The organism is Mesorhizobium sp. M0571, from assembly GCF_040320985.1.
GTDB lineage: Bacteria > Pseudomonadota > Alphaproteobacteria > Rhizobiales > Rhizobiaceae > Mesorhizobium.
This window is the reverse complement of record NZ_JAMYQT010000140.1, coordinates 1-1,138: the sequence shown is the minus strand read 5'-3', so window position 1 is coordinate 1,138 and position 1,138 is coordinate 1. Positions and strand designations below refer to the sequence as shown.

The following is a 1,138-nucleotide window of genomic DNA, read 5'->3' as shown; positions in this document are numbered from 1 at the left end:
GGGCCGGGAGCCGTCGGTCTGCTTCGGATCAGCGGCTGGCGAACGCGGACATAGCTTGTCGGAAGCTCCCGAGCAAATGCCGGCTTCCTAATTTCTACGCCCGGAAGCGAACCGTCACAAATCCGCCTTCTCAGGCACCTTCTTGCAGATGGCCGGTTCGGCTTTTCGACGGCATGCGATGCATAGAGCACCCAACGCCTTCACCCCCTACCTCTGAAAATGCCCCAACCCGTTCTCATTCAGATAGTCCACCGTCATCACCCGCGCGTGAATGCCGCCGGAGGAACCGACGAACTTCACCGATGACAGCGAGCCGATCGGCGCGTTCTCGCCGCGGGGGGCGAGGGCGTAGGTGTCGCCGTCCCAGTGTTCGAGCGTGAACTGCATGGGCTTGGGGCCGAGTTCGAGCACCAGCTTGTCGCCATCGGCCAGCACGGTGGCGGTGTCGAAATAGTGGCTCGTATATTGGCCGGCGTAGAAGGATGAACTGCGCGCCTTGGCGGGGTTCGTCGGCTTGTCCTTGCCGGCGAGGTCGCCCACCGGCTTGTAGTAGACCATGAACCGCGGCTTGATGTAGGGATACCAGTCGCGAGTGATTTGGCCATATTGCACGATGTCCATGAAGCTGGCGGCGACCGCCTCGGCGGCGCCGACGGGGGAGCCGTTGGTGAGCACGACGATGCCGACATCGGCCGAGGGCAGGATCTGGAAGGTGGTGCCGGCGCCGAGCAGGAAGGCGCCGGAATGGCCCATGGTGGTGCGGCCATTGGCGTTCACCCCCACATTGAAGCCATAACCATAGGAGCTGACCCGCGTATCGGGCGTCTCGCCGCGGTAGGTCACGCTCTGCGGTGTGATGGCGGGCTGCAGGATCTTGGGGTCGATGATGGGCTGGCCGTTATAGGTGCCGTCGGCAAGCAGCAGGATCATCCACTTGGCAAGATCCTGGGCGCTGGAGGAGACGCCGCCCGCCGGCGCCTGCTGGTCGGGATCGCGGTCGTAGAGCGGCTCGAAGACATTGTCCGCCACGCGCGCATGCAGCAGGGCGCGGTTGTTGCCGGCGGCAATGAAGTCCTCGTGCCGATAGCTGCTCGAGCGCATGCCGAGCGGATCGAACAGCAGGCTCTTGGCCAGCGGC

General features: G+C 64.3%; 1 protein-coding gene. It reads right to left on the bottom strand.

The features are described from left to right. Positions 1 to 207: 207 nt before the first annotated feature. The coding region (locus tag NKI85_RS37715; RefSeq protein ID WP_352532784.1) for a serine hydrolase at positions 208 to 1,138 on the bottom strand (931 nt) is incomplete at its 5' end.